General features: G+C 74.5%; 19 protein-coding genes. 7 read left to right on the top strand and 12 right to left on the bottom strand.

Going from position 1 to position 20906, the window contains the following annotated elements:
* Window positions 1-16: 16 nt before the first annotated feature.
* Entirely contained in the window at window positions 17-253 is a 237-nt protein-coding gene (locus ACFV0O_RS30500; RefSeq protein WP_380346918.1) for a hypothetical protein, read from the bottom strand.
* Window positions 254-344: 91 nt separating this feature from the next.
* Complete coding sequence (locus ACFV0O_RS30495; RefSeq protein WP_380346917.1) at window positions 345-773, bottom strand: nuclear transport factor 2 family protein; 429 nt, start codon at window positions 771-773, stop codon at window positions 345-347.
* 876 nt (window positions 774-1649) lie between these two features.
* On the opposite strand from ACFV0O_RS30495, the gene ACFV0O_RS30490 reads away from it, so the two are divergent.
* On the top strand, window positions 1650-2600 hold the full coding sequence (locus tag ACFV0O_RS30490; RefSeq protein ID WP_380346961.1) for a carbohydrate kinase: 951 nt from the start codon (window positions 1650-1652) through the stop codon (window positions 2598-2600).
* A 73-nt stretch (window positions 2601-2673) separates the two neighbouring features.
* Here the strand turns inward: ACFV0O_RS30490 and ACFV0O_RS30485 are convergent, their stop codons facing one another.
* Window positions 2674-3213, bottom strand: a complete 540-nt coding sequence (locus ACFV0O_RS30485) for a GNAT family N-acetyltransferase (protein WP_380346915.1) — start codon at window positions 3211-3213, stop codon at window positions 2674-2676.
* Window positions 3214-3471: 258 nt separating this feature from the next.
* Between ACFV0O_RS30485 and ACFV0O_RS30480 the strand changes: the two genes are divergently transcribed.
* Window positions 3472-4488, top strand: a complete 1017-nt coding sequence (locus ACFV0O_RS30480) for a polysaccharide deacetylase family protein (RefSeq protein WP_380346914.1) — start codon at window positions 3472-3474, stop codon at window positions 4486-4488.
* Window positions 4489-4504: 16 nt separating this feature from the next.
* On the opposite strand, the gene ACFV0O_RS30475 is transcribed toward ACFV0O_RS30480, so the two are convergent.
* From ACFV0O_RS30475 to ACFV0O_RS30460, 4 genes are all read right to left on the bottom strand, one after another.
* The gene (locus ACFV0O_RS30475) at window positions 4505-4936 is read right to left on the bottom strand and encodes a YchJ family metal-binding protein (RefSeq protein WP_360255615.1); all 432 of its coding nucleotides are present in this window, start codon (window positions 4934-4936) and stop codon (window positions 4505-4507) included.
* A 104-nt stretch (window positions 4937-5040) separates the two neighbouring features.
* Complete coding sequence (locus ACFV0O_RS30470; RefSeq protein WP_380346912.1) at window positions 5041-5697, bottom strand: NADPH-dependent F420 reductase; 657 nt, start codon at window positions 5695-5697, stop codon at window positions 5041-5043.
* Window positions 5698-5791: 94 nt separating this feature from the next.
* A complete protein-coding gene (locus ACFV0O_RS30465; protein WP_380346911.1) occupies window positions 5792-6145 on the bottom strand; it encodes a hypothetical protein in 354 nt (117 codons plus the stop codon).
* A 72-nt stretch (window positions 6146-6217) separates the two neighbouring features.
* Entirely contained in the window at window positions 6218-6943 is a 726-nt protein-coding gene (locus ACFV0O_RS30460; protein ID WP_380346910.1) for a hypothetical protein, read from the bottom strand.
* 214 nt (window positions 6944-7157) lie between these two features.
* Between ACFV0O_RS30460 and ACFV0O_RS30455 the strand changes: the two genes are divergently transcribed.
* Complete coding sequence (locus ACFV0O_RS30455; RefSeq protein WP_360255605.1) at window positions 7158-7559, top strand: hypothetical protein; 402 nt, start codon at window positions 7158-7160, stop codon at window positions 7557-7559.
* A gap of 90 nt (window positions 7560-7649) precedes the next feature.
* Here ACFV0O_RS30455 and ACFV0O_RS30450 read toward each other — a convergent pair whose 3' ends face one another.
* The gene (locus tag ACFV0O_RS30450) at window positions 7650-9272 is read right to left on the bottom strand and encodes a cytochrome bc complex cytochrome b subunit (RefSeq protein WP_380346959.1); all 1623 of its coding nucleotides are present in this window, start codon (window positions 9270-9272) and stop codon (window positions 7650-7652) included.
* Window positions 9273-9681: 409 nt separating this feature from the next.
* On the opposite strand from ACFV0O_RS30450, the gene ACFV0O_RS30445 reads away from it, so the two are divergent.
* The 3 genes from ACFV0O_RS30445 to efeB all read left to right on the top strand — a co-directional run bounded on the left by ACFV0O_RS30445 (window position 9682) and on the right by efeB (window position 13728).
* Complete coding sequence (locus ACFV0O_RS30445) at window positions 9682-10002, top strand: hypothetical protein (RefSeq protein ID WP_380346909.1); 321 nt, start codon at window positions 9682-9684, stop codon at window positions 10000-10002.
* Window positions 10003-10264: 262 nt separating this feature from the next.
* Window positions 10265-12367, top strand: coding sequence for an iron uptake transporter permease EfeU (efeU, locus tag ACFV0O_RS30440; protein WP_380346907.1), 2103 nt, complete (start codon window positions 10265-10267; stop codon window positions 12365-12367).
* Entirely contained in the window at window positions 12367-13728 is a 1362-nt protein-coding gene (gene efeB / locus ACFV0O_RS30435; RefSeq protein ID WP_380346905.1) for an iron uptake transporter deferrochelatase/peroxidase subunit, read from the top strand. Before efeU ends, efeB begins: the two co-directional genes overlap by 1 nt.
* Window positions 13729-13813: 85 nt before the next feature.
* On the opposite strand, the gene ACFV0O_RS30430 is transcribed toward efeB, so the two are convergent.
* Both ACFV0O_RS30430 and ACFV0O_RS30425 read right to left on the bottom strand, forming a co-directional pair.
* Window positions 13814-15196, bottom strand: a complete 1383-nt coding sequence (locus ACFV0O_RS30430; RefSeq protein WP_380346903.1) for an ATP-binding protein — start codon at window positions 15194-15196, stop codon at window positions 13814-13816.
* Window positions 15193-15891, bottom strand: a complete 699-nt coding sequence (locus ACFV0O_RS30425) for a response regulator transcription factor (protein ID WP_380346901.1) — start codon at window positions 15889-15891, stop codon at window positions 15193-15195. Before ACFV0O_RS30425 ends, ACFV0O_RS30430 begins: the two co-directional genes overlap by 4 nt.
* 178 nt (window positions 15892-16069) lie before the next feature.
* On the opposite strand from ACFV0O_RS30425, the gene ACFV0O_RS30420 reads away from it, so the two are divergent.
* Window positions 16070-17551, top strand: a complete 1482-nt coding sequence (locus ACFV0O_RS30420) for a glutamate synthase subunit beta (protein WP_380346899.1) — start codon at window positions 16070-16072, stop codon at window positions 17549-17551.
* Between the two features lie 51 nt (window positions 17552-17602).
* Here the strand turns inward: ACFV0O_RS30420 and ACFV0O_RS30415 are convergent, their stop codons facing one another.
* Together ACFV0O_RS30415 and ACFV0O_RS30410 are read right to left on the bottom strand one after the other, a co-directional pair.
* On the bottom strand, window positions 17603-19102 hold the full coding sequence (locus tag ACFV0O_RS30415) for a hypothetical protein (protein WP_380346898.1): 1500 nt from the start codon (window positions 19100-19102) through the stop codon (window positions 17603-17605).
* A 370-nt stretch (window positions 19103-19472) separates the two neighbouring features.
* The gene (locus tag ACFV0O_RS30410) at window positions 19473-20783 is read right to left on the bottom strand and encodes an MFS transporter (protein ID WP_380346896.1); all 1311 of its coding nucleotides are present in this window, start codon (window positions 20781-20783) and stop codon (window positions 19473-19475) included.
* Between the last annotated feature and the right edge of the window lie 123 nt (window positions 20784-20906).

The raw sequence follows: 20906 nt of genomic DNA, 5'->3' as shown, positions 1-20906 counted from the left end.
GGACTGGTTGGCGGGACTAGGCGGGGGTGACCCCGACCAGTCCGTTCGCCGTTCCGGTCACGAAGCCCGTGGGCTGCCCGACGACACCGCCGGCGTCGCCGACCTGGCCGGGCAGCACGTCGGGCGCGCTGCTGAGCGACCCGGGCAGGCCCTCCTGGCCGCCCACGACGCTGGCGTGCGCACTCGGCGCGGTGAGGGAGGCCACGACACCCACGGCGAGCGAGGCGACGGCGAGCATGCTGCGCTTCTTCATGGCCGGTCCAACGAGGCTGCGCCGGAAGGGTTACGGCGGGCGGCCCGCACGGGCCGCCCGCCGCGCTCCCCGCACCCGTGTCGACGGTGCGTCAGGCCCGGTAGAACGTCCGCCCGGCGGAACCGGAGGAGACCGACCAGACCTCGGTTATCAGCCCGCCGTCGACCCGCAGGATGTCCGTCCCGCTGCGCGCCACCGTGCCGCCCTCGCCGTCCGAGAAGCTCGCCAGGTAGGGCCGGGCCACCAGGCCGGACACGGCCCCGTCGACCGACTCCAGATCAACCACCGCGACGCCCTCGGCTTCGAACCGCAGCTCGGACCGCTTGGCGTGCCACTGCCGGATCACCTCGGCCAGCCCGGCCGGCGTCCGCACCTCGTCGAACAGCTCCGAGCCCGCCTGCGTGTACCGCAGGGTGAAGTCGGGCGCCATGATCTTCTCGGCCAGCTCCAACTCGCCATTCCACAGCGCCGTCCAGCGGTCGTAGACCTCGACCCCGAACTCCCGCAGCCCAACATCCATGAGAAGACCCCCCGTTCGTTCCCGACCGTTCCTCGATCGTGGTCGGAACGCTAGCACCGGCCACTGACAACCGGGCGAGAGCGGGGACGCGGAAGGCCCCGGAGCGCGGCGGTCGCCGACCGTGCCGGCCTCCGACCGCGCCGCGCGCACCGCGGCGAGGACCCGCGCGGAGACGTTGGACGGCCCGCGAACCGACCGGGACTCAGGCCGGGCGGCGGGCGGGCCGTGGGAACCACCATGGCCCCACCCGCCCCGGCCGGTCAGGGCGCGTACACGGCGACCGGACGCGAAGCGGCGCGCCGGGGCGTGCACCGGCAGCCCCAGCGGCGCCGTCAGAGCGTCCCGGAGCCCCGGGCCACCCCGGTCCCGCCCGCCCCCGCCGCCCCGTCCTGACGGCCCGCCGGGCCCGCCGTCCCCGTAGCCGTGGCCGTGGCCGTGGCACCGCCCGGCACGGCCCCCGCCGGCCCCACCGCCCGGTCCGGGTGCCCCGGCAAGGGGGCGTGCCCGACCCGGACGGCCGGTCGCCGAGGAGCCCGCCCAGGTCCTCCCCGGACACCTCGGAGGCGGTGCGGACGTCGTCCGCGGTGGCCGCGCACCGCGTACGTGGGCCAGGGCGCCTCCGGGCCCGGTGCCAAGCGATCCGGAGGGCCCGACGACACCCCGTCGTCCCCCGGACGGCCCACGGTGATGGCGGGGCCCCCGGCGGCCGTCTAACGTCAGGAGTGCTTCGTCCCCTGACGGACGGGGCCACGGCCGCCGGAGTTCCTGGACCAGGTCCGGCGGCCGTACTTCCGTGCCCGGGCACGGCCCGTGCGGACGCACCCCGTAGGCTGGCGGCCGAGTCGAGCCCCGCCCCGGATGCCAGGAGCCGCCGTGATCAGCCCGGATTCGCACGTTCTGGTGATCGGCGAGTGCGTCGCGGACGTCGTCCGCACGGACGGTGCCCCGGACCGGGTGCACCCCGGCGGCAGCCCCGCGAACGTGGCGTACGGCCTGGCCCGTCTGGGCCGCCCGGCCACGCTGCTCACCGAGCTGGGACCGGACGAAAACGGCCGGTTGATCCGGGCCCACCTGGAATCGGCGGGCGTACGGGTACGGGCCGCCGGGGTCGCGCGGACGCCCTCGGCCGTGGTGCGGCTGGACGACCGGGGGCGGGCGCAGTACACCTTCGACATCGGCTGGACGTTCCCCCCGACCGCGCTGCCGGGGGCGAGCGCGCCGACCGGGCCGGCCGACCCCGCGGGGACACCCGCCGCGATCCACGTCGGCTCGATCGGCGCGGTCACCGAGCCGGGCGCGGCCGCGGTGCTGGCGCTGGTGGAGCGGTGGCGCGGACGGACGCCGATCAGCTACGACCCCAATGTGCGCCCCGCGCTGATGGGCGAGCGGGCCGGTGCCGTCCGGCGGGTCGAGCGCTGCGTGGCACTGAGCGAGCTGGTCAAGGCGAGCGACGAGGACCTGGCCTGGCTCTACCCGGGCGAGCGGCCCGACGCGGTCGCCGAGCGCTGGCTGGCGCTCGGCCCCGCCGTCGTCGCGGTGACCCTCGGTGCCGACGGGGCGTTCGCCCGCACCGCCGAGGGCGTCCGGGTCGAGGCGGCGGCCGTCCCGGTGCCGGTCGCGGACACCGTCGGTGCCGGGGACTCCTTCACGGCCGCCTTCCTGCACGCCCGCGTGTCCGGCGAGGACCTGCGGACCTGCCTCACCCACGGGGTGACGGCCGCCGCCCTGACCGTCGCCCGCCCGGGCGCGAACCCGCCCTCGGCGGCGGAACTCCGGACCGCCCTGACGGACGGCCGGGAGCGCCGCTCCGAGGCCGGCGCGCGCTAGACCCGAACCGTTCCCGGCGACCGCCGCCGGGTTCGGCCGGCGCCCGGCGTCGGGGCGTCCGGACCGGTGGTGCTCAGCGCACCTGCTGATCGGGGGCGCCGAGTTCCTTGCCGTACCAGACCTCGGCGTACGGGCCGCTCTTGTAGGCCGGGATCTCCCGGTAGCCGTTCCGGAGGTAGAGCGCGCGGGCCTCGACCAGGTCGAGGCGGGTGTCGAGGACGATCCGGTCGGCGCCCAGGGCCCGGGCTCCCTCGTCGACGGCGGCGAGCAGACGGGCACCGCCGCCGGTGCCGCGCAGGGCGGGCCGGACGTACACGCGGGTGAGTTCGACGGTGGTGGCGTCGAGCCGCCGCAGGCCCGCGCAGGAGTGGGCGGCGCCGTCGTGACGGCCGATCAGGAACAGGCCGTCCGGGGCGACGAGGTCGCCGCTGGGGGAGTCGGCCAGCCCGGACTCCAACTCCTCGGGGGCGCCCTCCCGGCCGAAGTGCAGGCGGTAGTAGCGGTTGGCCACGTCGTAGAAGTACTCGCGCAGCAGCTCCAGGGCCTCGTCGGAGGTCACGTCGGCCGTGGCGACGGCCCAGAGGTCGGAGCGGCGGGGCGAGGTGTTCGTCATGCGCGCATGATCCACTCCGCCCTCCCCCCGTCGCAATCGGTTTTCGGTGCGCCTCCGGGCCCGGTCGGTGCGGCCGGGTACGGCCGGGCGACCGGTGCGGCGGCCCGACGGGGTCGGCGGACGGGCGGTCGGCAAAGGAAGGGCAAGGACCGCGGTGCGCCGTTGCCCCGCACGGGTGATGGGGGGATTGACGGGGGTGCGCGGTGGGGGAGCAGTGCAGCTATGGATAGACCATCAGATTGTCGGATTAATGGGGGTTTGAGGGGGAGTCAGAAGGGCCGGAGCGGTGTGCGGACCGGCCTGCTGGCCACCGTCTGCCTCTCCGCCGTCCTCGTCGGCTGCGCAGCCCCGGCCGCCCCCGCCGGGCCGAAGGCCGCACCGGCCGGGACGGCGCCGGCCGGTGCGGACGCGGCACCCGCCGTGGAGGCCGCCGCGGCCCCCGCGGGAGCGGACGCCGCAGGGCACGGTGCGGGCCGCCCGCCGGCGGCGCCACCGATGCTGCCCGGCGCGGCCCGCCTGGAGGAGGAGACCAGCAGCGAGGCGGCCGCCCGCCAGGAGGCGGACGCCCGGACCGCCCTGGAGACCGCGCGGCGCTGGGGCCTGGAGAGCACGCCGCTGAAGGCCCCGCCGCGCCCGGCGACCAGGGCCCGGCTCACCCCCGTCCAGGGCGTCAAACTCGCCGAGGGCCGCCCGCCGGTGGTCTACCGGGTGCCGACCGACGACAAGGTGGTCTTCCTGACCGTCGACGACGGCGCGGAGAAGGACCCCGCGTTCTCCCGGATGGCCGAGGAGCTGGGCATCCCGCTCAGCGCCTTCGTGTCCGACTACCTGGTCCGCGAGAACTACGGCTACTTCCGCGACCTGCACGCCCAGGGCGTGGAGATCAACAACCACACGATCAACCACCGCAACCTGAAGGTCCTGGACTACGAGACCCAGCGCCAGGAGGTCTGCAACCAGCAGGACCAGCTGGAGCAGCAGATCGGCGTCCGCCCCCGGCTGTTCCGGCCGCCGTACGGCGAGTACAACGACGACACGCTGCGCGCGGCGGCCTCCTGCGGGGTGCAGGCGGTGCCGCTGTGGAACGAGGAGGCCTTCCCGGACCACATGGAGTGGCGCTACGACGACCGCAAGCTGCACCCGGGGGACATCATCCTCACCCACTTCCGGGGCCAGGACATCTGGAAGGCCTCCATGCCGGACCTGCTGCGCAAGGTCGTCAACGACGTCACCGCGGCCGGCTTCGCCCTGGGGCGCCTCGACGACTACCTGTAACGACGGCGGGGCGGGCTCAGCCGAGCGAGAGGGCGTCGACGTAGACCCAGGCGCCCTCGTGCCGCACGAAGCGGCTGTGCTCGGTGAGCACGCCCTCCTCGCCGCCCTCGGTCCAGTGCGCGCGGAAGGCGACGGTGCCCGTCGCGTGGAACGCGCCGCCCTCGGAGGTGGAGACCACCTCCAGCCGGGTCCAGCGCAGCGCCGGGTCGAAGTCGACCTCGGCGGGACGGGTGTCCGGGTGCCAGGTCCGCAGCAGGTACGCCTCGTCCTGCGCCGCGAAGGCGCTGAACCGGGAGCGCATCAGCGATTCGGCGGTGGTCGCCGCCGCCTGGCCGCGGTGCAGCCGGCCGCAGCAGTCGCCGTAGGCGGCCGACAGGCCGCACGGGCAGGGGGAGGAGGGCAGCAGCCGCGGGGCGGCGGAGCGGGGCGCGGAACGACGTCGGGACATGCGGTCCATTCTCCCCCACCGCGGGTGCCTCCGGTCGCCAGGGACCGGGCGCGCGAAGGGCCTGCCCCCGCCCGGCGCACCGGGCGCGGGCAGCCCCTCCCGCGTTACGCGGGGCGCCGGAACGAGTAGTTGAACTCGGCGCTGCCGAAGTGCCCCATCATCCGGAGCCAGAACGGCATCAGCATCTCCGTCGCACGGGCGGCCGTGATGTCCCCGAGGTCGATGATCCACTCGGCCGGCCAGCCGAAGCCGCCGAGCAGGGCGACGGCCTCCGCCTTGGCCGCCGCGTCATCGCCGGCGATGAAGAGGTTGTGCTCGCCGCTCAGCCGGCCCGGCTCCACCATCAGGTCGCAGTTGACGGTGTTGAGCGCCTTCACCACCCGGGCCTCGGGGAACTCGCGCTGGATCCGCTCGCCGACGCTGTCGGTGTTCACCGGGTCGAGGGAGACCTGGCCCTCGGGGCCGAAGACCAACGGGTTGGAGACGTCGATCAGCAGCTTCCCCGCGAGGTGCTCCGCCCCGGCGGCCCGCAGTGCCGCCAGGGCGACCGTCCCGCCGGTGGCGTTCAGCACCACCTCGCCGAAGGCGGCCGCGTCGGCGAAGGTCCCGCACTGGGCGCCGGGGCCGGCCTCGGTGGCCCAGGCCAGCCCCTTCTCGTTGTCCTTGGTCCGGGAGCCCAGCGTCACCCGGTGGCCGAGCGAGACCAGCTTGCTCCCCAGCGTGCGTCCGACCGTGCCCGTGCCGATGATTCCGATGCGCACCGTTTCCCCGTCTCGTCAGGAGGTGGCCCGCCCACGCCGGACGTGCCGGCGACGACCATAGTTGACCCGGCGTCAGTCCTGTGGAACGCCCGGATCAGGTGTTCCCCTCGATGGTGAACATCGCGACCACGGCGACCGCCAGTGCCACCGCGGGGAGCAGCGTGACCAGCACCCGGCCCCGGCGGACCAGGCGGACGACGGGCCACTGGAGGACGACCAGGGCCAGGCTCGCGAACAACCCGCGGTCCGCCAGGGCCAGATGGGCGTAGGTCGAGGGGCAGGCGGCCGGGGAGGCGCAGGCGTCGGTCATCATCTCGGCGAGGCCGCGGACGACCGCCGCCAGTGGCAGGAGGACCAGGTACACCGCGGTGGAGATCGTCACGGCGTTCCACCACTGCCCGCGGGCGGAGACGGTCGTGCGGCCGGAGGTGCGCGCGAGTTCGCTCATACGGCCCATGCTGCTGCCTCACCCCGGCCGCCGGGCAGCGGCGGGGTACTCGGTCGGCCTGGGTACGCGTACTCAGGTCCGGGCGTCGCCGCACCAGGTGCGCAGCGCCCGGGTCCGGCCGCCCGGGTCCGGCGCCCGGGCGACGTACCCGTCGGGGCACGGCAGCAGGGCACCGGCCGGGGCGCGGGCCGTGGCGCACCCGGTCCGTCGAGCGGTTCGTCCCGGCCCCGGTGGTCGAGCAGCCGGATCACCTCGCCGACCAGGCCGTCGGCCTTCTGCGCCCCGGAGCGTTCGGGCAGTCGCTCCGGCACCACCGGCGGAACCCGGCCAGTGCCCGTTCGCAGGCCGGCAACCGCCCGTTCGGGCCGACGCCGGCGATGACGACGTGGCGGCCCGTCTCGATTCCCCCGCCGGGAGCACGGGTTCGGTGTGACGACGGGTCGGGCACCGGTACGGCACCGGTGGATCGGCTTTCACGAACCGGTCGTTGGCAGCCTTGAGCGCCGCGAGCGCGGCCGCGGCGACGAGCTTCGGGTAGTGGACCCGGGCCGCGTCGGTCCCGGTCCGGGCCGCCACGGCCGCCGCGAGTCCGGCCTCCGTCTCCGCGCCGCCGCGGGTCAGCTCGGCCTGGAGCACCGGTTCGCGCAGCAACAGCCGTACGGCGGCGGTCCACTGCGGGGTCGGCTGCTCGGCTGCGCCGTGGAACGAGTCGAGCAGGGGCCGGGTGAGCGCCCCCCGAGCGGTTCCCCGGCCGGCCGTTCGCGCAGTGCTGCGACGGCCTGGCTGATCCGTCGTCATGGCAGCCACGGTCGCGGAAGTTGCGCGTCGAGCAGGAGTGCGGGGCGCGCAGCCTTTTCGACCGGGGGCGGGCCCGGGTTGTGCGGAGGCTCGGCGAGTCGCCCGACGCCCCCAGTCGGTCACTGATAGTAGTTTCCTGGTTGCGGAGCGGTCTGCCGCAGAGCCGACTCCCGCGCGGCCGACCAGGCGGGACGACTGGACACGAGGAGCGGTCATGGGTGGCAGACAACGTCCGCCGGGCGCGCGGAACCCGCGTCGGGGCAGGCCCGCCGGCACCGGCGGCCGGGCGGACTCCCGGGTGGAGTTCGCCCGCATCGAGGGCTTCCTGGCCTGGGAGGCGGAGGTCGCGGCGGCCGAGCGGGACGCCCGTGCCTTTGCCGGGCAGTTCCCCTGGCTCCCGGCCGCGGAACGGGAGAACCTCGAACAGGCCTACACCGCGGACCGGTTGCGCTACGCCGAGGAGGTCGTGGAGCGCGCCGTCGAACGCTGCCGCCGGCTGGCCGCCCGGTACCGCGCCGAGTGCCGCCGGATCTGCGCCCGCTGGGCGGCGCTCTGCGCCTCCGTCACGCTGGCGGCGGCGCTGTTCGCCGTCGTCCCGGCAGTCCTGCGGGGCTGAGCCCGCGGGGCCGTCCGGACCCGCACGCACGACGAGGGCCCGCCGCGCCGGCAATGGCGCTGCGGGCCCTCGTCGTGCCCGGAGCGGGGGTCAGTGGTGGCCGTGGCCGCTGGTGACCTCCGCGTGCTCCTCGGCGGTCGGCTTGGCGATCTGGCTGCCCTGGCCGTAGAAGCCGCGGGACAGCTTCACCCGGGCGCGGGTGAACAGTCCGGCCTTGCGGACCACCCCGTTCTCGTCCACCTCCGGCGGTAGGACCGTCGGCTGCGGCTGGTCGTGCGCGGTGAGGGTGAAGAGCCGGCCCGGCGGCAGCGGGGCGTGGACCTCGACGAACTCGCCGTGCTGGAGCCGCTGGATGACGCCGGTCTCCCGTCCGTGCAGCACCTTCTCCCGGTCCCGGCGCTGCAGGCCCAGGCACCACCGCTTGGTGATCACGAAGACGATCACCGGCACGGCGAAGAAGCCGATCCGCACGGCGTAGGTGATGGTGTTGATCGAGAGGTGGAAGTGGGTGGCCAGCAGGTCGTTGCCGCCGCCCGCCAGCAGGCTCAGGTAGAGGCCCATCCAGGCCGCGCCGAAGGCCGTGCGCACCGGCGCGTTGCGCGGTCGGTCCGCGATGTGGTGCTCACCGCGGTCCCCGGTGACCCACGCCTCCAGGAACGGCCAGGACCAGATGGCCATCAGCACGGTCGGGAAGACGACCAGCGGGATGAACACCCCGAGGTTCAGGGTGTGGCCGCCCCAGACGCTGACCTCCCAGCCCGGCATCACGCGGACCAGGCCCTCGGAGAAGCCCATGTACCAGTCCGGCTGGGCATCGGTGGACACCTGGTCGGGCCGGTACGGGCCGTACGCCCAGATCGGGTTGACCGTGGCGATCGCCGACATGACCGCCACCACGCCGAAGACCAGGAAGAAGAAGCCGCCCGCCTTGGCCGTGTAGACCGGCAGCAGCGGCATGCCGACCACGTTCTTGTTGGTGCGGCCGGGCCCGGCGAACTGGGTGTGCTTGTGGTAGAAGACCAGGATCAGGTGCGCCGCGAGCAGGCCCACCATGATCCCCGGGATCAGCAGGATGTGGACGGTGAACAGCCGCGGCACGATGACGAAGCCGGGGAACTGTCCGCCGAAGATGAAGAACTGCAGGTAGGAGCCGACGATCGGGACGGCCAGGATCGCGCCCTCCATGAACCGGATGCCGGTGCCGGAGAGCAGGTCGTCCGGCAGGGAGTAGCCCATGAAGCCGTCGAACATGCCGAGGAACAGCAGCAGGGCGCCGAAGATCCAGTTGATCTCGCGCGGCTTGCGGAACGAGCCGGTGAAGAAGACGCGCATCATGTGCGTCAGCATCGCGGCGACGAAGACGATCGCCGCCCAGTGGTGGATCTGGCGGATCAGCAGGCCGCCGCGGATGTCGAAGCTGATGCCGAGCGTCGAGGCGTAGGCCTCCGACATGGTGACGCCCTTGAGCGGTACGTACGAGCCCTCGTAGACGACCTCGCTCATGCTCGGCTGGAAGAACATGGTCAGCCAGACGCCCGTGATGATGATGATCACGAAGGTGTAGAGCGCGATCTCGCCCAGCATGAAGGACCAGTGGTCCGGGAAGATCTTGCGCAGGTTGGACTTGGCCAGGGCGTAGATGCCGAGCCGGCCGTCGGTCCAGTCGGCGAGGGCCTCGGCCGTGTTCGCGGGTTTGGCGCGCGTGCTGGTCACCGGTCCCGGCTGCGACTGCTGGTCGGCTCTCACGACGGGCTCCCCGGCGTCCTCGGCGTGCCGTGCTGGAGCCCCGTCGGCGGGAACGCCGGCCGGCGAAGTGTTGTGATCATGGGACCTCTCGATACGGGCCCGCCGGTCGAGCCGGCGCGCGGACCGGGCCGGCCCGCTGGACACGTTGCTCAGGGTGATGGAGCGCTTACTCTGACATGCTGTCGGCAGGGGGCCGACTGTGCACGTCCATCGGCCCGTCCGGCCGCTCGTGTCGGGCCGGACGGGCGTTCCTGACGCCCGATCGGCTGGCCGCCGGTCGGCCCAACGGGTGCCGATGCTGCGGTCGGGTGCCGTTGGACCGGTCCGGCGCGTGCCGCGCCCGGGGGTCGTGCGCTCCACGGCCTACGCTGCGCCAATGGTGGATCACCGTGAACTCTTCGAGGACGTCACCGAAACCCTGGCCCGCGCCGGGTTCGACACCGCGCCGGGCCCCTCACCGCTGTGGATCGACCGCCACCCCGAGGGCGTGGTGGTCGGCTGGAAACCGGGCGCGGAGCCGGACGGGCCGCCCACCCGGGAGGCGTGCGCGGCATTGAGCGGCGCGGCCGCGCTCGTGCTGCGCGAGCGCGGCTACCTGGTCGCCGAGACCGAGTCCGGCGACCTGCTGGTGCGCTCCGCCGAACCGGTGACGGTCCCGGCCGAGCCGGAGCCCGTGCCCGAGCAGTGGTGGGGGTGACGGTGCGAGCGCGGGCGGGGTGACGCGCACCACCCCTCGACCGCTCCGACGCGCCGGTTTGGTGAACGCACGGGAGTACCCATACCGAACCCTTACCCGAAGCGGGGGTGCAGTTGACCAGCGCGGCCCTAAGGTTTGCCTAAGCTAAGCCGAAGCGCCCTGGACCACGACGTCCGGGGCGTTCGGCTGTGCCGCTCCACCGCCACCGCGGCGGGGCGAGACAGGTGACGGCCCGGGGCGGCCCGGGGGAGGAGCCCGCTGCATGTGGGATGAGGCGTTTCCCAGCTTCCTGATCGGGTTGCGCGAGGGTCTGGAAGCCGGACTGATCGTGTCGATCCTGGTCGCCACACTGGTCCGGGCGGGTCAGAAGGCCCGGCTGCCCCAGGTGTGGACCGGCGTCGCGGCGGCCGTGGCGCTGAGCCTGAGCTTCGGCGCCGTGCTCACCTTCACCGCCGCCAACCTCTCCGGCCACGCCCAGGAGGCGTTCGGCGGGGTGCTCAGCCTGATCGCGGTCGGCTTCGTCACCGCGATGGTGTTCTGGATGCGCCGCTCGGCGCGCACCCTCTCCGCCGAACTGAAGGAGAAGGTCCAGGCCTCGCTGGCGGTGGGCGCCGGCGCACTGGTCCTCACCAGCTTCCTCGCGGTCGCCCGCGAGGGCCTGGAGACCTCGCTCTTCCTGTGGACCAACGTGCGCACCGCCGGGGAGTCCACCGGCCCGCTGCTCGGCGCGGCCGTCGGCCTGGTGCTCTCCACCGGACTGTGCTGGGGCCTGTACCGGCGGGCGCTGAAGATGAACCTCACCCGGTTCTTCACCGTCACCGGGGCCGGGCTGATCGTCGTGGCGGCGGGCGTGCTCGGCTACGGCCTGCGCGACCTGCAGGAGTCCGGCCTGGTCGGCGGCGGCAGCACGTACGCCTTCGACCTGAGCGGGCACCTGGACGCCTCGTCCTGGTACGCCACCCTCGTCCAGGGCACGCTCAACCTGACCGTCACCATGACGGTGCTGCAGGTCGTCGGGTACGTCGCGTACCTGGGCGTGGTGATGACGATGTTCATCGAGGGCGTCCGCGGCGGTGCGGGTGCTCCGGCGCCCGCGAAGGACGCTGCGAAGGACGCCGGGAACGGCGCCGGGAAGGAAGCCGGGAACGACGCGAAGGACGACGCGACCGCGGCGCCCGCCGGGGAGCAGGCCGGGCCGGTGCGCCCCGGCCGTCCGCGCTGGGTGCTGCCGACCGCCCTGGTCGCCGTCCCGGTCGTGGTGGCCGGCGCCGTGATCGCACTCGGCGACGGCAAGCAGAACGGCTCCGCCACCGTCACCGTCTCCGAGCGGGACTGCGGCCGGGGCTTCGGCACCCCGCAGCCCGGCCAGCAGGTCTTCCAGATGCACAACACCGGTGACAAGGTCTCCGAGGTGTACCTGGTCGACCCGGGCACCGGCGCGGTCTACGGCGAGGTCGAGGGTCTGGCCCCCGGCACCACCCGGGCGCTCACCGCCACCATCGGCTCGGGCGACTACGCCTGGCGCTGCGTTCCCACCGGCGGGAACGCCGTCACCTCCGCCGCCGTGCACATCGCCGGCGGCAGCGAGGCCAAGGCCGTCAAGCCGGTCTCCGAGGACGACCTCAAGGGCCCGCTCGACAGCTACAAGGCGTACGTCGAGCAGGGCCTCGCGACCCTCATGACGCAGACCCAGAAGCTGCAGGCCGACGTGCACTCCGGCGACCTCGCCACCGCCAGGACCGACTGGCTCACCGCACACCTGCAATACGCCTCGCTCGGCGCCGCCTACGGCACCTTCGCCGACCTCGACGGCAAGATCGACGGACGCCCGGACGGCCTCGCCGACAAGTACCGGGACCCGGGCTTCACCGGCTTCCTGCGCCTGGAGTACGGCCTCTGGCACGGCCAGTCCGCCGCCGACCTGACGCCCGTCGCGGACGAGCTGGCGCAGAACGTCGCCAAGCTGGTGCACGACTTCCCGGCCCAGGACTTCGACCCGGCCGACCTGCCGCTGCGCGCCCACGAGATCCTGGAGAACACCCTCCAGTTCGAGCTGACCGGTGACACCGACATGGGCAGCGGCACCAACCTGGCCACCGCCCAGGCCAACCTGGCGGGCACCCAGGAACTGCTGACCCTGCTGCAGCCGCTGCTCGACGACCGGGACCCGCAGCTGTCGGTCCGGGTGAACGCCGGGATGAAGCGGGTCGGCGACCTCGTCGCCGCCGCCCGCACGCCCGACGGCTGGACCCCGGTCGACCGGCTGCCCGCCGACACCCGCCGTCAGCTCAACGGTGCCACCGGCCAGCTGCTGGAGGACCTCGCCCCCATTCCCGCCCTGCTCGAGATCCGGAAGGCCGCCTGATGACCGACCACACCGCAGCCGCCGGCTCCTGCCCGTTCCCGCACGCCGCCCAGGCCGTCGCCCCGGCTTCCGGGGCTCCCGCAGCTCCGGCGGCTCCCGCGGAGAGCGGCTGTCCGGCCGGACCGGCCCGGCGCAGCTTCGTCCGGGCCGCGCTCGGCGCCGGTGCCGGCGCGGCCGTGCTCGCCGGCGGCGGCCTCACCCTCGCCGCCGGTCCGGCCGCCGCGGGGGACGCCCACCCGACGAAGGGCGGGGCGGTGCCGTTCCACGGCGCCCACCAGGCCGGGATCACCACCCCGGCCCCCGGCTACGCGGCCTTCGTCTCCTGCCAGGTGATCGCCCAGGACCGCACCGGACTCGAAGGCCTGCTGAAGACCCTGACCGAGCGGATCCGCTTCCTCACCGCCGGCGGCACCCCGCCCGACGCCGGTGTCGGCGCGCCGCCCGCGGACAGCGGCATCCTGGGCCCCACCGTCCCCACCGACAACCTGACCGTCACCGTCGGCGTCGGCGCCTCGCTCTTCGACGACCGCTACGGGCTGGCCAAGGCCAAGCCGCTCAAGCTGACGCCGATGAAGACCTTCCCCAACGACAACCTGCAGGCCGCCGAACTGCACGGCGACCTCTCGCTGCAGATCTGCGCCGACCGCCAGGACACCGTGCTGCACGCGCTGCGCGACATCACCCGGCACACCCGCGGTGCGATGCAGATCCTCTGGCGGATCGACGGCTTCCAGAACCAGTCCCGCCCCGACGGCGCCCAGCGCAACCTGCTCGGCTTCAAGGACGGGATCGTCAACCCGGACACCGGGTCGGCCCGGGAGATGGACCGGCTGATCTGGGTGAACGGTGCGACGGGCGAGCCCGCCTGGGCCGTCGGCGGCAGCTACCAGGTGATCCGGATCATCCGGATGCTCATCGAGTTCTGGGACCGGGTCACCCTCACCGAGCAGGAGAAGATGTTCGGCCGCCGCCGCGACACCGGCGCGCCGCTCGACGGCCACCAGGAGACCGACGCGCCGGACTACGCCAAGGACCCGGACGGCAAGGCGATCCCGCTCGACGCGCACATCCGCCTCGCCAACCCGCGCACCTCCGACACCGACGACTCGCGCATCCTGCGCCGCGGCTTCAACTACGACCGGGGCGTCGACAAGGCGGGCAACCTGGACATGGGCCTGGTGTTCTGCTGCTACCAGCAGGACGTGGTGCGGCAGTTCGAGGCCACCCAGACCAGGCTGATCGGCGAGCCGCTGGTGGACTACATCTCGCCGACGGGTGGCGGGTACTTCTTCGTCCTGCCGGGTGTGAAGGACGAGTCCGACTGGCTCGGGCGGGGGCTGATGACATCCGTCGGGGTTTGACGTCCGTCGGGGCCTGATGTTCGTCCGGGCTTGACGTCCGTCGGGGCCCGGTGCCGCTTCCGCGCACCGGGCCCGTCCGCGTCCGTCAGTCGCCGAGGGTGAAGCCGATCACCGCACCGCCGCCCTCCCGGTTGGCGGCGAACGCGGCGCCGCCGTGCGACCTGGCCACCTCGTGCACGATCGCCAGGCCCAGCCCGGAACCGGGCAGGCTGCGGGCGGCGGTGGCCCGGTAGAAGCGGTCGAAGACCCGGTCGAGGTCGGCCTCGTCGATGCCCGGGCCGCGGTCGCGCACCTCCACCCGTGGGCCGCGCACCACCACCTCGATCGGGCCCGCGCCGGCCGGGTCGAACTTGGCGGCGTTGTCGAGCAGGTTCCCCACCGCGCGGGCCAGCGCGTCGGGGCGGGCGGTGACCACGGTGTCGTCCGCGTCCACCAGGATCTCCCGGTCGCTGCGCCGCCCGGCCTGGGCGGCGGCCCCGCGGACCACATCGGCCAGGACCACCTCGGTCGGCAGCTCGTCCGCCCGGCGGTCCGCGGCCAGCGCCACCAGCTCCTCCACCAGCTGGGTCAACTCCCTCGCCTCCTCGGCCAGATCGGCCATCAACGCGGCGCGCTCGGAGGGCGGCAGCCGGTCCAGGGCGGGGAGCACCGCGAGATTGGTGCGCAGGCTGGTCAGCGGGGTGCGCAGCTCGTGCCCGGCGTCCTGGACGAGACGGCGCTGGTTCTCCTTGGCGGTGGCGAGCCGGACCAGCATCCGGTCGAAGGCACGGCCGAGCCTGCCCACCTCGTCCGTACCGGCGGCGGGCACCGGGACGTCCAACCGGCCGCTGGCGGCGACCAGTTCGGCCGCGGCGGTGAGCCGGACCAGCCGGCCCGAGATCCCCCGGGCCAGCAGCCAGCCCGCCCCGCCCGCGAGCACCGCGACCATCGCCACCAGGAGGGCGGTGCGGATCCGCAGCACGGCCAGCAGGTGCTCGGTCGGACCGACCTGCTGGATGATCTGGACCGCGCCCCGGTGGCCGCCGAGCGAGACGACGCCCACCCGGAGGGTGTCGCCGTGCAGGACGCGCAGCCCGGTCGCGGTGCGGCCCGGCTCGTCGGACCGGGCGAGTCGGAGGTCCTCCGGGGTCGACGGCAGGTCGAGCCGGGCGGTGCCGGGGAGCACCCGGGCATCGGGGTCGAGCGCCTGCGAGGTCACCCGGATCGGGCGCAGCAGGTCGTCGCTCAGGCCGCTGGGGCCGGCGAAGTCGCCCGGGAAGAGGACCTCCTGTTCGACCTGCCGGTCGACGGAGGCGACGGCCGCGCCGAAGTCGGCGGTCTCGTCGTCGCGGATCAGCCGGGCGGCGGCGTGGTAGCCGAGGGCGCCGATCAGCACGGCGACCAGGGCGGCGATCGCGGCGAAGGCGAGCGAGAGAGCGGCGTGCAGGCCCGGGCGCGGCAGGCGCGGGCGGCGTGCCTGGCCGGTCACGGCTCGCGCAGCGTGTAGCCGACGCCGCGGACGGTGTGGATCAACGGGAGCATGCCGGGGCGGTCGAGCTTGCGGCGCAGGTAGCCGATGAAGACGGCGAGGTTCTTCGAGCCGGGTCCGAAGTCGTAGCCCCAGATCCGCTCGTACAGGGTGGCCTGGTCGAGGACGGCGCCGGCGTGCCGGGTCAGCAGCTCCAGCAGATCGAACTCGGTGCGGGACAGCTCCAGCTCCTCGCCGTCCCGCCAGGCCCGCCGGGCGGGCGGCTCGATCCGCAGGTCGGCGACGGTCAGGACCTCGACGACGGGCGGGCCCCCGGTCGTGGGCGTCGGCTCGTGGCGACGCAGCAGGGCGCGCAGCCGGGCGAACAGCTCGTGTACGTCGAAGGGCTTGACCAGGTAGTCGTCGGCACCGGCGTCGAGCCCGGCGATCCGGTCCGGGACCTCGACCCGGGCGGTGAGCATCAGCACCGGGGTGCGGTCGCCGGCGGCGCGCAGCCGGCGGCAGACCTCCAGGCCGTCCGGCTCGGGCATCATCACGTCGAGCAGCAGGACGTCCGGGCGCTGTTCGGCGAGGACGGCCAGGGTCTGGGTGCCGTTCGTGGCGATCCGCACCCGGTAGCCCTCCAGCATCAGCGCGCGGACGAGCGAGTCGCGGATGGCCCGGTCGTCCTCGGCGATCAGCACGGTGTGGGTCATGACGAGGATTCTCCCTGGCGTGCTCACGACGGCCCGGGGCGGGTCGGTGGAGCCGGTCGGACGGGTACGTCCGGTCGCCGCTTTCGCGTGCTGCTTCGCGGGCGTACGGTGGCCACACGGTGGCGTGCCGCCGGGCGGGCCGCCGGGTCAGTGTCGGCACGCCCTGCCGGAGGCCGCGATGGCAGACCGGATGGCCTTCTTCACCACCCCCCGTGCGGAGCGGGCGCGGCGGGACGCCCGGGACCGGCTGGGGGACCGGCGGGAGGTGTACCGGCCGGGGGCACTGCTGCCCGTGGTCGGCGGGCAGGCGGAGCGGTGCATGGACTGCGGACTGCCCTTCTGCCACAGCGCCTGCCCGTTGGGGAACCTGGTGCCGGACTGGAACCGGCTGGTGGCGGCAGACGACTGGCGGGCCGCGGCGGCCCGGCTGCTGGCCACGAACAACTTCCCGGAGTTCACCGGGCGGCTCTGCCCGGCGCCCTGCGAGAGCGCCTGTGTCCTGGCGATCGGCGGAGCCGCGGTGACCATCAAGAACGTGGAGCTGGCGATCGCCGACCGGGCCTGGGAGGAGGGCTGGGACGGCCCCCTGCCGCCCGGGCGGGGCGGTGGGCGCGACGCCGGGCGGCGGGTCGCGGTGATCGGGTCGGGCCCGGCCGGGCTGGCCGCCGCCCAGCAGCTGACCCGGGCCGGACACGCCACCACGGTCTACGAGCGGGCCGACCGCGCGGGTGGACTGCTGCGGTACGGCATCCCGCCGTTCCGGTTGGAGAAGCACCGGCTGGAACGCCGGCTCGACCAGCTGCGGGCCGAGGGCACCGACTTCCGCACCGGGGTGTGGGTCGGCCGGGACGTGCCCGGGGAGGAACTGCGGTCCGGGTACGACGCGTTGGTCGTCGCGGTGGGCGCCACCGCCTGCCGGGAACTGCCGGTGCCCGGACGCGAACTGGCCGGGGTGCACCAGGCGATGGACTACCTGACCTGGGCGAACCGGACGGACGAGGGCGACTGCCCGGCCTCGCCGGTCTCCGCCGAGGGCCGCCACGTGGTGATCGTCGGAGGCGGGGACACGGCGGCCGACTGCCTGGGCACGGCGCTGCGCCAGCGCGCCGCCTCCGTCACCCAGTTGGACATCAACCCGCGCCCGCCGGAGCGCCGGGCACCCGGGCAGCCCTGGCCGGTCCACCCCAAGGTGTACCGGGAGACCACCTCGCACGAGGAGTCCGGCGCCGTCGCAGCCGGGCCCAGGGTGTTCGCGGCGACCACCGTGGGCTTCGAAGCGGGCCCGGACGGCCGGCTCGCCGCCGTCCGCTTCGCCGAGACCGAACCCGCCGACCGCAGCCCGCGGCCCGGCACCGAGCAGACCCTCCCGGCGCAGCTCGTGCTGCTTGCCCTGGGCTTCACCGGGCCGGAACCGGACCAGCGGCTGTTCGCCCAACTCGGCCTCGCCATCGGGCCGGAGGGCGCCCTGGCCAGGGACGACGGCTTCGGCACCGCGGCGGAGGGCGTCTTCGTGGCGGGCGACGCCGGGCGCGGACAGTCCCTCGTCGTCTGGGCGATCGCCGAGGGTCGGGCGGCCGCTGCCGCGGTGGACCGCTACCTGCGGGGGCGGACCGAACTCCCGTCGCCGATCCGGGCCTCGGAGCGGCCGCTCACGCCGTGAGGGCCGTCCTGATCGGGGTCGGGAGTCCGGCCGGAGCCGCCGGACCGGGTGTCAGACCAGTGGCAGACGGCGGAGGAAGACGTCCGGGACGTGGTTGGTGTCACCGGGGACGAGGGAGCCGTCGGACGAGGTGAACACCACCGCGGTGCCGAAGGCGTCGACGAACGGGGCGTCCGAGCCGGCGCCCTGGGAGCCGTCGTCCGCCAGGTCGACCCGCTCGGTGCGGCCGGTCCACAGGTCGCGGCGAAAGACGTCCGAGGCCTGGTCGGTGTCGCCGGGGACGAGGTTGTCCGCCTCCGAGGAGAAGAAGACCCAGCGGTCGTCCGCCGTCATCCGGCCGGCGTAGGAGCCCGCGGTGGTCTTCGTCCCGGGCAGGCCGACGCTGACCAGCGTCTCGGTGCCCAGCGCGAGGTCGCGGGCGTAGACCTCGAAGTGGCGGTCCCACTCGCTGTCGCCGTGCAGGACCCAGGAGGAGTAGACGGCGTAGCGGCCGTCCGGGCTGATCGAGGGGTTGACCACGCCCCGGTAGCCGCCGCTGCCGTCCGGGCTGGCCAGGCGGGTCCGCGCGGCGCGCAGGTCGCGGACGTACAGCGGGTAGGTGCGCGGCTTGAGGATGTTCGCCTTGTCATCGGACCGGACATCCTGGCGGACGTTCGGTCGGACATCCTGCCGGACGCCCTGTCGGACGTTCGGCTGCAGGGTGTCGGCGGTGAACTCCGCGTCGGAGCCGGCGGCGAGCCGGGCGACCGCGTCCGGGGAGAGGGCGTCGGGCCGGCCCGCGCCGATGATGTTGGTGGCCTTGGAGATGAAGACGACGGTGCTGCCGTCGGCGCTGATCTCGGGGTCGGTGGAGGAGGCGTCCGCCTCCTTGCCGTCCGCGCCGACGCTGACCAGGGCCGTCGTGCCGGTGCGTAGGTCGGAGACGTAGATGTTGCCGCCGAACCAGGTGACCGTCCCGGGGGCGAGGTCGCTGCGGTTGGACTGGTAGGCGACGGTGAGGCCGTCCCAGCTGATCGAGGGCTGGGCGGACACCTTGTTCGGCTGCGGCGCCCCCGGGGTCCTGGCGGTGGAGACCAGCCTGGTCCCGCCGGTCCAGCGGTCGTGGACGTAGACGTCCTGGGCGCCGAGGACCGCGCCGGGCGCGAGGTTGGTGGCGGAGGAGCTGAACGCCACGTAGCGGCCGTTGCCGCTGATCGTGGCCTCGTAGGAGGCGCCGTCGGCCTGTGCGCCGTCCGGGCCGGTGTCGACCCGCTCGGTGCGGCCGGTCCACAGGTCGCGGACGAAGACGTCGGACTTTCCGTTGGTGTCACCGGGGACCAGGTTGGTGGCGTCCGAGGTGAAGACGGCGTAGCGGCCGTCGGCGCTCAGACCACCGGCCTGTGAGGCGCCGTCGGGCTGGGCCTGGCCGAGGCCGACGGACACCCGTTCGGTCCGGGGGGTCGGCCGGCCGGGCCGGGACGGGGTGGCCTGCGCGGGTGCGGCACCGGCGACGGCGAGTGCGGTGGCCGCGAGGATGCAGGCCGCGCGCAGTGGGCGGCGGAAGCGGGTCATCTGGTTCCCTCCCCTGGGATCGGCCGTGCCGCGTCGGCGGTGGCGCCGAACTCCCCGGCGGCCGGCTCGGGGTGAGCCAACCGTCGGGAGGGGCGGACGGTCAACGGTTGCGCGCCGGGAGTGGCGCATTCACGCCACGACGCCCTGGACACGGACGGGTCGAGCACGTACGGGCCGTGCTGCGATCCGGTGAGGCGGCGATCGGGAGATGTGCGTACGGTGATCGGGGCTTGGGGCGCGGGGCTTGGGGTGCCGGGTGCCGGGTGCGGACTCGGACTCGGGGCATGGGGTGGGGGCTCGGGTCTTCGGTCCGGGGCTCCGGCTCTGGACGTGGGTGGTCGGCGGTCGATGGTGCCGACGGTGCGGCGCGTCAAGGGGCGGGCCCGGTGAGCGGCTCCGCGGAGGGGGCGGTGGAGGTGTCGGTGGCCGACCTGACGCGGTGCTCGCGCTGGTCGTAGCGCCAGAGTGCGGGAACCGCGGCGGACAGCACGGCGGCGCTGCCGAAGCAGAGCAGGCCGCCGGTGCGCAGCGCGGCCCGGATGCCCTGCCGGGCGGCGAGACCGCCGGCCCGCAGGTCGCCCAGGGCGGGCCCGGCCGCGCCGATCAGCATCTCCCACCCGGCGGCGCGACCCCGGAGCCCGTCCGGTACGGACTGGTTCCAGATCGCGCTGCGGAAGGTGTCGCCGATCCAGTGCGCGCTGCCGGCGACGACGAGGCAGAGCAGCACGGTCCACGGGCCCGGGGCGAAGGCGGCCGCGGCCGTCGTGGCACCGACCAGGGCGGCGGAGAGCACGACCGGCCGGCCGTGCCGGTGCACCCGCCCGGTCCAGCCGCTCGTCGCCGCGGCGATCAGGCTGCCCACCGCACCGGCCGAGTAGAACAGGCCGAGCGCCCACGTCGCGTTCAGCTCCACGGCCAGGAACGGGAACAGCGCGGTGGGCAGGGCGAAGACGGTGGCCGCGAGGTCGGCCAGGTAGGTGCCGATCAGATCGGGCCGCCGAGCGGCGTACCGGGCGCCCTCGACGAACGCGCCCAGCCGCGGCTTCTCGGCGTCCCGCTCCGACGGGACGGGCCGGACCCGGGCGAGCAGGGCGATCGAGAGCAGGAAGGTGCCGAGGTCGACGAGGAAGGCCGCCGGCACTCCGGCCGTCGCGATCAGCAGCCCGGCGGCGGCCGGGCCCACCACCCCGCCGACGCTCCAACGCAGCGAGAGCAGGGCGCCCGCCGCCACCAGCTGGTCGTGCGGCACCAGCCGCGGGACCATCGCCTCCACCGCGGGCTGCTGGACGCCCTGCAGGGCCGCCGCCAGTCCGGCGGCGACGTAGAGCGGCCAGACGGCGGGGGTGTCGAGCAGCGCGTCGGCCAGCAGCAGGGCGCTGAGCGCGGCCAGGGCGACCTCGGAGACCAGGGCCACCGTGCGGCGGTCCGCGCGGTCCGCGAGGACGCCGCCGTACAGGCCGAACAGGACGGCGGGCACGAGTTCGACCGCGCCGACCGCGCCCACGGCCCACGGCGAGCCGGTGAGGTCGGCGATCTGCAGGGGGATCGCCGTCATCGTGAAGATCGAGCCGAACAGGGTGACCGTGCCGGCGGTCCAGGTCAGGCGGAAGTCCCGGGAGGACCGCCAGGGCGCGGTGTCCGGGAGCAGCCGGGACCGGAAACGGTCGGGGGCGGAGGTCATGCGGGCGTTGGTCCCTTCGTGGCCGACGCGTGGCGCGCCGGTGGCGCGGCGGCGGCCGGTCCTTATCGCTGATAAATTCCAGCTCGGGAACTTATCGGCGATAAGGTGGGCCTGGCAAGCGAT

The organism is Kitasatospora sp. NPDC059577, assembly GCF_042735475.1.
Taxonomy (GTDB): Bacteria; Actinomycetota; Actinomycetes; order Streptomycetales; family Streptomycetaceae; genus Kitasatospora.
The sequence above is the reverse complement of the archived record's forward strand: the minus strand, read 5'-3'. Positions and strand labels throughout refer to the sequence as shown.

Bases quoted from the DNA above. Each gene is read 5' to 3' on its own strand.
- ACFV0O_RS30500 (WP_380346918.1), bottom strand. From the start codon at position 253: ATGAAGAAGCGCAGCATGCTCGCCGTCGCCTCGCTCGCCGTGGGTGTC.
- ACFV0O_RS30495 (WP_380346917.1), bottom strand. From the start codon at position 773: ATGGATGTTGGGCTGCGGGAGTTCGGGGTCGAGGTCTACGACCGCTGG.
- ACFV0O_RS30485 (WP_380346915.1), bottom strand. From the start codon at position 3,213: ATGACGAACACCTCGCCCCGCCGCTCCGACCTCTGGGCCGTCGCCACG.
- ACFV0O_RS30475 (WP_360255615.1), bottom strand. From the start codon at position 4,936: ATGTCCCGACGTCGTTCCGCGCCCCGCTCCGCCGCCCCGCGGCTGCTG.
- ACFV0O_RS30465 (WP_380346911.1), bottom strand. From the start codon at position 6,145: ATGAGCGAACTCGCGCGCACCTCCGGCCGCACGACCGTCTCCGCCCGC.
- ACFV0O_RS30460 (WP_380346910.1), bottom strand. From the start codon at position 6,943: ATGACGACGGATCAGCCAGGCCGTCGCAGCACTGCGCGAACGGCCGGC.
- ACFV0O_RS30455 (WP_360255605.1), top strand. From the start codon at position 7,158: ATGGGTGGCAGACAACGTCCGCCGGGCGCGCGGAACCCGCGTCGGGGC.
- ACFV0O_RS30445 (WP_380346909.1), top strand. From the start codon at position 9,682: ATGGTGGATCACCGTGAACTCTTCGAGGACGTCACCGAAACCCTGGCC.
- efeU (WP_380346907.1), top strand. From the start codon at position 10,265: ATGTGGGATGAGGCGTTTCCCAGCTTCCTGATCGGGTTGCGCGAGGGT.
- efeB (WP_380346905.1), top strand. From the start codon at position 12,367: ATGACCGACCACACCGCAGCCGCCGGCTCCTGCCCGTTCCCGCACGCC.
- ACFV0O_RS30425 (WP_380346901.1), bottom strand. From the start codon at position 15,891: ATGACCCACACCGTGCTGATCGCCGAGGACGACCGGGCCATCCGCGAC.
- ACFV0O_RS30420 (WP_380346899.1), top strand. From the start codon at position 16,070: ATGGCAGACCGGATGGCCTTCTTCACCACCCCCCGTGCGGAGCGGGCG.
- ACFV0O_RS30415 (WP_380346898.1), bottom strand. From the start codon at position 19,102: ATGACCCGCTTCCGCCGCCCACTGCGCGCGGCCTGCATCCTCGCGGCC.
- ACFV0O_RS30410 (WP_380346896.1), bottom strand. From the start codon at position 20,783: ATGACCTCCGCCCCCGACCGTTTCCGGTCCCGGCTGCTCCCGGACACC.